Raw genomic sequence first — 8,743 nt, 5'->3', positions numbered from 1 at the left:
TGGTTAGTGGTTAGTGGTTAGTGGTTAGTGGTTAGTGGTTAGTGGTTAGTGGTTAGTGGTTAGTGGTTAGTGGTTAGAACAAAGTAAAATACAATTCATGTGTAGCAAGTTATTTGTTTAATTGCACAAAAAAATAACCCCCCTCTCGATCAACTGATATCTAAATTCTGAATTCTAACTACTAAAAAATCTGACTTCTGATATCTAATCTCTATTATAAAACCATCGCGCGAAATAAATTTCACGTCTACACCGCCGTAGGCGTCACGCTTGCTTGGCGCGCCTGCCATACAACGCGAGTTATGCTTATAAACACATAACCAAGAGGCGATGCTGAGAAGCTCAAAACTGACGGCTGAAAGCTGATGGCTCCTTAAATTTCACGCCTACATCAGAACGTAGGAACGGCTTTAGCCGTGAATAAATAAAGATGTTCGGCGTTAAAACGCCTCCTACAGAGTTTTATTGCTGAGGGAAACTTAACACCAAACACCCCACAATTCGGCTGACGTCTGAAAGCTGATGGCTCCTTAAATTTCGGAACTAAAGTGCCTCCTACGGGGTAGGCTCACAAACCACACCGTTCAACTTAAAACTTGCAGCTTATAGCTTAAAGCTATGCCTTTATTTCTTCCGCCCATGTTGCGCTAAACGCTCTAACTTGGCTTTTAACGATGGAGGGGCATCTGCGGCGATGGCGCTGAGGTAATCGGCTGTTTGTTCGCTCATTTGGCGCTTCGAAGCAGGCTTTTGTTCTGGTTTATTAGTTGCCGATAAGCGCTGGGTTGCCTGTGGGTTTGCGGTAATTTTAATTTGCCCAAGTTCGACCATGCCAGCGGCACGAAAATGCGAAAGCATATCCATTTTTAAGTAATTTAAACGCAGTGCAATAGGTGCCGAAACAGCTTCAATCATCAAAGTACCATCACGGTAATTACTTACTCGGCATTTTTTCGAAAGCGTTTCACCTAAGAAGTCATCAAGAATGGTTTGTTGAGAAGACAAGCCTTGGGTTTTACCAGCATAAGATGCCAAGCGACCACTCAAGCCCGCCATAATATCTCCAACAGCCTTTGGCGCGTATCTATCTTTTGCCATTAATCGTCTACCTAAAAGGTTTAATCACCACAAAGAGAATATACCACCTACGTAAATATGAAGCTATTAGGTTCGAAAACAGTGGTTAGTGGTTAGTGGTTAGTGGTTAGTGGTTAGTGGTTAGTGGTTAGTGGTTAGTGGTTAGTGGTTAGTGGTTAGTGCAAAGTAAAATACATTTCATGTGTAGCAAGTTCTTTGTTTAATTACACAAAAAATAAAACCACCCTCTCGATCAACTGATATCTAACTTCTGAATTCTAACTACTAAAAATCCGACTTCTAAAATCTAACCCCTATTATAAAACCACCGCGCGAAATAAATTTCACGCCTACATCAAACGTAGGCGTCACGCTTGCTTGGCGCGTCTAACATTCAACACCAAACCGGCAAATTAATAAAGAACCTTCAAACAACACCGTTCAGCTCAAAACTTACAGCTTATAGCTTAAAGCTTCTCTTCCTCCTGCGTGATTGTTTCTGGTACACTTTTCCTTTGTTTTTTATTTAACTTGCACGATGACTCAACACTCTCTTACTTTAATCGTATTGGCTGGCGGGCTGGGTAGCCGCTTTGGCGGAAACAAACAAATTGCCGAAATACCAGGGCTGGGCTGTACCATCATGGAGCTTAGTATTCAGGATGCGGTTAAAGCGGGTGTGAGCCAAGCGGTGATCATCATTAATAAAAAAATTCGTGAAGAGTTTGAAGCGACGATTTTACCGCGCCTACCTGAGTCGCTCGAAGTAATTCTAGTCGAGCAAGAAATTAGTGCAGTGCCAAATGGCTATGAGCACCTAGCCGCTGAACGCCTAAAACCATGGGGTACAGGTCATGCATTACTTTGCGCAAAACCCTATGTAAATAACCCTGCTATTGTCATTACCGCCGATGATTATTATGGCGAGTCCTCTTATGCAATTGTTAGTGAGCACTTCAAACAGCATAGCAATTGGGCGATGGTAGGCTACCCAATAAAAGATACCCTATCCGAAGAAGGTGGTGTAAATCGTGGTGTATGCTCTGTTGATAGCCACCAGCATTTAACCGATGTGGTCGAGTACCTAGATATTAAACTCGAAAATAATGTTTTAAAAGGCAACAATCCACATGGTGAGAGATTACAAATTGCCGATGATGCCCTAGGTTCTATGAGCTTTTGGGGAATAACACCTTGTTTATTTAATGACTTAGAAACAGGTTTTATTGAGTTTTTAGAAAATACTGACAACGGTGTCACGAAAGAGTATTATTTACCAAATGAGATACAACTCGCGATTAAAGATAACCGCCAAGCTGTAACCGTTTATACTGCACAAGAGCCATGGTATGGCGTAACCTACAAAGCTGAACTGGATGCAATAGCACACACTTTATGTCAGTTACGTCGTAAGCTAAACGATTAAACCCTCGCCTCTTCTTGCAAAAAATAAGTAATGGAAAATTAATGAAGTCTAATCCTGTTGCAACTTATCTTTCTGAGCACTTTGGCTTAAGCACAGATAACGTAACGCTAAAGCCAATTGGCAATGGCCACATCAACACAACCATGTTACTTAAATCAGAAGAAAACGCCTTGGTTGTGCAAAAGTTAAATACCGATGTGTTTCCTAACCCTAAGCACCTAGTTGAAAATGCACGACTAATTGAGCAGCACCTTAGTGAAAAACACGACAATGGTGAATACAGCCTAGAAATTATTCGTCATGTTCCAACTATCGAAAGCGACTTTTTAGTTGAATGCGATCAAGGTGTTTGGCGTGCACTCGAATTTATTGGCGGCAGTTATAGTGAAGATGTGGTAGCAACTATCTCGCAAGCACAAACTGCAGCCAATGCATTTGGACAATTCGCGCTGGCATTACAAGATTTTCAGGCTGAACAGCTGCATCATGTGATCCCCGATTTTCATAACTTAGCGATGCGTTTTGATGCCTTTAAAAGAGTTATCAACAAAGATCCTGTAAATCGTGTAGCACTTTGCCAAGACGACATCGAATTTTGTTTAGCTCAACAATCTTTAGTTGATGAGTTAAAACAACTTGAAGGAAACATTCCTTTAAGACCATGCCATAACGACACAAAAATCAACAACATGCTGTTTTGCACGCAATCTGATGATGCGAAAGCAGTCATCGACCTCGATACCTGTATGCCTGGTTATTGGTTATTTGATTTTGGCGATATGGTGCGTACCTTCTGCTCTCCTGAGCAAGAAGACTCTACCAACCTAAGTAATGTACGTGTTCGTGAAGAGATCTTCGCCGCCATCGTTAAAGGTTATGTTGAACCACTACAAGATGTGATCACCGACGCCGAAAAAGAAAGCTTTTGGTTAGGCACCAAAGTCATGACCTTTATGATTGGCCTGCGCTTTTTAACAGACTTTATTGATGGCGATAATTACTTTGCCACCAAGCACGCAAACCACAACCTAGAACGCGCCCGCAACCAGTTTGCTTTATATCGCGATATTCTTGAAAAAGAACATACGTTAAAAGCGATATTAGAGATAAATAAAGGGTAAAAATATAGTGGTTAGTGGTTAGTGGTTAGTGGTTAGTGGTTAGTGGTTAGTGGTTAGTGGTTAGTGCAAAGTAAAATACAATTCATGTGTAGCAAGTTCTTTGTTTAACTACACAAAAAATAAAACCACCCTCTCGATCAACTGATATCTAACTTCTAAAATCTAACTACTAAAAACCTGACTTCTGATATCTAACCACTAAAATAATATCTAGCCTTAAAATCAGGAGATTATTATGCATATAAAACACCACGGAGCGGTGAAAGGCGTAACAGGGTCTTGCCACCAGCTATTTATTGATGACACAAATTCTGTACTTGTTGATTGTGGGCTATTTCAAGGGGAAGACAGTAAACAAGACTTAGCAATTGAGTTTGATATATCAACGGTAAAAGCGCTGATTGTTACACATTGCCATATAGATCATGTTGGTCGCATTCCCTATCTACTTGCGGCTGGTTTTAAAGGGCCTATTTTTACCTCGGCTGCCACCGCCAAGCTATTGCCTATGGTGATTGAAGATGCTTTAAAAGTGGGTGTAACTCGCGATGGAGCAATGATTCGCACCTGCTTAAAGTTACTCAAACAACAGATTGTCCCTCTCGATTTCAACACATGGTACTGCATTCCCGTAGGAGTGGGCTTTAGCCCCGAAAAAGCAGCCTCAAGCAATCAAAACCCCTTATATAAACTTCGCCTGCAACGCGCCGGGCACATTTTAGGCTCTGCCTATGTTGAAATCGAGCTAGGTAAAAAACCAAACACTCATAGAGTGGTATTTTCTGGTGATTTGGGTGCACCTTACACGCCATTATTACCAACGCCAAAACCGCCTTACCGCGCCGATACATTAGTTATTGAGTCAACCTATGGCGATAAAAACCATCAAGGTCGTAAAGAGCGCGTAGCCGTACTTAAAAAGGTTATAGAACGTGCTATAAGTGATAATGGCGTGGTACTTATACCCGCTTTTAGCATTGGCCGAACTCAAGAGTTGCTCTATGAGTTTGAACAGCTTATTCATTCTACAAGTAAACGTTCTATGTGGCATAAACTGCAAATTATCGTAGATTCGCCAATGGCAGCCAATTTCACAAATGAATATTTACACTTTAAAGCGCTGTGGGATAACGAAGCAAAAAAACGCGTAAAACAAGGCCGTCACCCGCTCGACTTTAACCAGCTACACACCATTGATAGCCACCAAGAACACCTTGCCCTGATTAACTTTTTAACCTCTAAACAGCAGCCCGCAATAATCATTTCCGCTAGTGGTATGTGTAATGGCGGCAGAATAGTCAATTACCTAGAGCGGTTTTTGCCCGACAAAACAACCAATGTCATTTTTGTTGGCTACCAAGGGCAAGGAACATTAGGCCGAGAGATTCAAAAATACGGCCCTCGCAGCGGCTATGTATATATCGATAATCAAAAAGTAATGATTAAAGCGCAAATTCATACCATCAGCGGCTACAGCGCCCATGCAGATCAAAAAGGATTAATCAGATTTGTCACCGGCATGCGCAAAAAGCCAAGTTTAATCAAAATCGTCCACGGTGATGAGCAAGCCAAACAGGCACTAGCAGAAAAGCTTAAAGCAGAGTTAGGCGAAAGAGTAGAGATAGTGGTTAGTGGTTAGTGGTTAGTGGTTAGTGGTTAGTGGTTAGTCAATACAAGGAGTTAGTTATGAACTTTGAAAATCTAGATGTATGGAAACGGTCTGCACGATTAAGTGCTGAAATTTACAAATCAACAAATGAATTAAAAGACTTCGGTTTTAGAGATCAGTTAACCCGTTCAGGCTTATCAGTTCCTAGCAACATTGCTGAAGGAGTAAGCCGTGAAAGTTACAAAGAGAAAAGTAGGTTTATAGATATTGCGAGATCTTCGCTTGCAGAAACAAGAACACAAATCTATATAGGCCTGGAGATAGGCTACCTAGAACGTGAAAAAGCATTGTATTGGATATCAGAAACCAAAGAGTTAGGGGCCATGTTAACGGGTCTAAAACAACAGTTTGATAATAGAAGTTAGTGACTCTAACCACTAACCTCTAATATCTGACTTCTAATGTTTGACTCGATTCTCGAATCTCGTATTTCGAATCTCGCCCTCGCTACTGCGAGTCACTACTATTTATAACTCTCGTACGCTTCTTTCATGCGCGCCAGGTTGCTATAAATATAGCTTGAGTTTAAACGACCTTTATTAAATACCGTGTTATCAAGCGTGATCGAAGATGTTGGTGCATAACCTTCATTAAATATAAGAGTATTTATATCATTACCAACACGGGTAGATACTGATGTGCGCCACGCTGACTTACCTTTTAACTGACCAAAACGAGTAACGTTCATATCTTTACGAGGTGTAAGTGGAATATTTATTGCCACCCCCACTTTTTGTGAGTCAGTTTCTTGATAGAAAATACCTACATAGCTATCTCCATACCAAAAACGACTTTCTAGTTTATAGCCACTATCACCATAAAAATAATTACCGCCGGATGCGTGTAATGTAATATCTTGTTCTACCCAGTTATATTGGTAAGAAAGTGTTTCATATTCTCGAGAAGCTCGGTAATCAGCAAAATCATAATACGCGATTTTTGTACTTAGTTTATGGCGGCCCTCTGGGCTCAACCACGCGGTTTCGTTAATAATTGCTTTAAAATCAAAGTAGTCTTTGTAAAAACCTATTTGGGTTTGGTTATAAAAACCGTATGGCAGAGCAAAAGTTTGGTATAGGCTAGCATTAACTATTCCTTCGTCAAGGCTGTAATTATCAAACACTTTACGATCTTCAAAATCATCACTCTCTTCAACAATTGTTTGCGCAGCAACGTTAATACCCGCCCCTTTCCAAAGAGGTATGTCTAGCGTAGCTCGGACTCCAACTGAATAATCAAATACACCAAATTCTGTAGCATAAGTAGATGAAAGAACAGGGTTTACTGTCAACCTTGGTTTAAAGTAAGGGCTTGCTTCTGCTTTGCCTGCCCACACAACCCCTTCAGGTATGCTAACCCGACCCTGCATGATATTTAAATCGGGGCTAATACCACGCTTTATAAAGGCACGGTAATTATCAACACTACCTTTAATTGCAATTAAAGGTAAATCTGATTTTGCTAACTGAACACTAAAGTGTTTGTTTTCTAAATTAACATGTTCTGTAATGCGGCCTAGTACAACCCCTATAGCATCAATGTCGTTGCGATTAAATACTGAGTTTTCAAAATTAACAAATACTGTGCTGGTATTAAAACCCACTACAACATTTTCAAAACCATCACCAATAAGTGCTTCTTTTAACTGCTCAACTTGCCCGCTTAAACTTGTGTTCGCAAGTTCATTTGGCGCTTGTTCAATATTAGCAGTAGTTAAAACTTTAGGCTGTTGTGCAAGCTCTGGCGCCATAGATGCTTGAAAAAAGCCAAAACCATGATCATTTATCTTAGCCACAGGTTTAGTGTTAATAGGCTCTACATACGGCGCTGGTTTAACAGATTTGTAATTGCTTTTAGCTTCGTCTGATAAAGGTAAGCTAAAGTTAACTCCCCAATAAGAGTCTTTATCTTCTGAAAAATCAGTACTACTGTAAAAACGGCTGGTAAAAGTAAGCTCGCCAATATCGTATAACCACTTTTTAGGAACTGTTATACGAGCTGCGGCATTTACCGCTTCAGCATCGTACTCTGTCAATAAGCTAAACCACTCAAGTGGCTGCCATTCAACGCCAGCAAACGCACCATCCATTTTTCCAGTGAGCTTTTCGTTAGTACCAACTCCAGCACTAAGCCTAAAATCCCATAACTCTTTCGAGGCCACAACATAGTAAGTTTCATACTTGTTGGATGCACCTCCTAAATCTTTAGCACCAATTGCTACGCTAAACCAATCTTTTGGAATGTAAGGTATTTGATACTTGGCATTAAACGAAAGATCTCGTAATTGCCTGCGATTCTCCGCATTAGCGAACATATTATCATTCATTGTACTTGACGCTATTTGACCACTAACTTCAAGCCCTTCGATTAACCCTGCTGCAAAAATATAATTATATCCATCAACATACTTTACTCCTCGCAAGTCTAATTGATTATTGAAGCCTACATTCGCGCTTCCAGACTGCTCCACCTCTGCATTAGGTATGTTGATTAATCCGGTATAACCAGAAAATGATTGGTAATTTTTAATATCATCCGCAACCGCAGGCAAGCTTAATGCAGCAGCACAACTTAAAAATAAAGTATTAAATTTAGGCATAATGGATCCGAGTTAAAGTTATAAAATCCTTGAATTAGTCTGAATATAACACTTAAACTCTGCTTTATAAATTAACCTAGAGCTTAAAGTTAAACATCTCTTTATATTTGTTAATAGCCATGTGGGTTACTCTTTTGCCAACGCCATGTATCCTGCATCATCTCATCGATACCACGCTCTGCTTGCCAGCCAAGCTCTTTTAACGCTTTTTCTGGAGCTGCGTAGCAAGCTGCAATATCGCCCGCTCGACGCGGCGAAATTTGGTAAGGTACGGCTTGACCGCTGGCTTTCTCAAAAGCGGTAACCATCTGCAGTACTGAATAACCATTACCTGTGCCAAGGTTAAATACGTGCGCACCTGTATCACTTGCAATTCGGTTCAGCGCTTTTAAGTGACCTAATGCTAAATCGACAACGTGGATATAGTCACGAACACCTGTACCATCTACAGTATCGTAATCATCCCCAAATACACCTAGCTTTTCTAGCTTACCCACAGCGACTTGCGAAATATAAGGTAATAAGTTGTTAGGAATACCATTTGGGTCTTCACCAATAAGACCAGATTCATGTGCGCCGACAGGGTTAAAGTAACGTAAGATAACAAAGGCAAAGCGTTCATCTGATTTCGCGATATCTTGCAGCATCATTTCCACCATAAGCTTTGATGTGCCATAAGGGTTAGTCGTGCCACCAACTGGGAAGTCTTCACGAATTGGCAAACTTGCTGGGTCACCGTATACCGTTGCTGATGAGCTAAATACTAACTTAAATACGCCAGCATCACGCATAGCATCAACCAGAGTCAGTGTACCTTGTACGTTGTTTTGATAATACTCGATAGGTTTTAC

7 protein-coding genes are annotated in these 8,743 nt (G+C 40.7%); 4 read left to right on the top strand and 3 right to left on the bottom strand.

Annotated elements, in window-relative coordinates; genetic code table 11:
• Positions 1-624 precede the first annotated feature (624 nt).
• On the bottom strand, positions 625-1,098 hold the full coding sequence (locus tag HUS61_RS20800) for a DUF721 domain-containing protein (protein WP_175083656.1): 474 nt from the start codon (positions 1,096-1,098) through the stop codon (positions 625-627).
• A gap of 517 nt (positions 1,099-1,615) precedes the next feature.
• Between HUS61_RS20800 and HUS61_RS20795 the strand changes: the two genes are divergently transcribed.
• The 4 genes from HUS61_RS20795 (at position 1,616) to HUS61_RS20780 (ending at position 5,658) form a co-directional block, all read left to right on the top strand.
• On the top strand, positions 1,616-2,503 hold the full coding sequence (locus HUS61_RS20795; protein ID WP_175083637.1) for an NTP transferase domain-containing protein: 888 nt from the start codon (positions 1,616-1,618) through the stop codon (positions 2,501-2,503).
• Positions 2,504-2,544: 41 nt separating this feature from the next.
• Positions 2,545-3,624 carry a phosphotransferase enzyme family protein gene (locus HUS61_RS20790; protein WP_175083636.1) on the top strand — a complete coding sequence of 360 codons (1,080 nt, stop codon included), beginning with the start codon at positions 2,545-2,547 and terminating at the stop codon, positions 3,622-3,624.
• 235 nt (positions 3,625-3,859) lie between these two features.
• The gene (locus tag HUS61_RS20785) at positions 3,860-5,263 is read left to right on the top strand and encodes an MBL fold metallo-hydrolase RNA specificity domain-containing protein (RefSeq protein WP_175083635.1); all 1,404 of its coding nucleotides are present in this window, start codon (positions 3,860-3,862) and stop codon (positions 5,261-5,263) included.
• Between the two features lie 47 nt (positions 5,264-5,310).
• Positions 5,311-5,658: a four helix bundle protein gene (locus HUS61_RS20780; protein ID WP_063701664.1), complete on the top strand. Its 348-nt coding sequence runs from the start codon at positions 5,311-5,313 to the stop codon at positions 5,656-5,658.
• Between the two features lie 98 nt (positions 5,659-5,756).
• Here the strand turns inward: HUS61_RS20780 and HUS61_RS20775 are convergent, their stop codons facing one another.
• Both HUS61_RS20775 and galE read right to left on the bottom strand, forming a co-directional pair.
• Positions 5,757-7,892 carry a YjbH domain-containing protein gene (locus HUS61_RS20775; RefSeq protein WP_175083634.1) on the bottom strand — a complete coding sequence of 712 codons (2,136 nt, stop codon included), beginning with the start codon at positions 7,890-7,892 and terminating at the stop codon, positions 5,757-5,759.
• 110 nt (positions 7,893-8,002) lie between these two features.
• A partial coding sequence (gene galE / locus HUS61_RS20770; protein WP_175083633.1) for a UDP-glucose 4-epimerase GalE occupies positions 8,003-8,743 on the bottom strand: 741 nt, incomplete at its 5' end.

It is taken from the genome of Pseudoalteromonas sp. 0802 (genome assembly GCF_013350085.1).
Classification (GTDB): domain Bacteria; phylum Pseudomonadota; class Gammaproteobacteria; order Enterobacterales; family Alteromonadaceae; genus Pseudoalteromonas.
Note: the sequence above shows the minus strand (reverse complement) of the source record. Positions and strands in the feature narration are given on the sequence as shown.

Coding starts and splice junctions, on each gene's coding strand:
- HUS61_RS20785 (WP_175083635.1), top strand. CDS start 3,860: ATGCATATAAAACACCACGGAGCGGTGAAAGGCGTAACAGGGTCTTGC.
- HUS61_RS20795 (WP_175083637.1), top strand. CDS start 1,616: ATGACTCAACACTCTCTTACTTTAATCGTATTGGCTGGCGGGCTGGGT.
- HUS61_RS20780 (WP_063701664.1), top strand. CDS start 5,311: ATGAACTTTGAAAATCTAGATGTATGGAAACGGTCTGCACGATTAAGT.
- HUS61_RS20775 (WP_175083634.1), bottom strand. CDS start 7,892: ATGCCTAAATTTAATACTTTATTTTTAAGTTGTGCTGCTGCATTAAGC.
- HUS61_RS20790 (WP_175083636.1), top strand. CDS start 2,545: ATGAAGTCTAATCCTGTTGCAACTTATCTTTCTGAGCACTTTGGCTTA.
- HUS61_RS20800 (WP_175083656.1), bottom strand. CDS start 1,098: ATGGCAAAAGATAGATACGCGCCAAAGGCTGTTGGAGATATTATGGCG.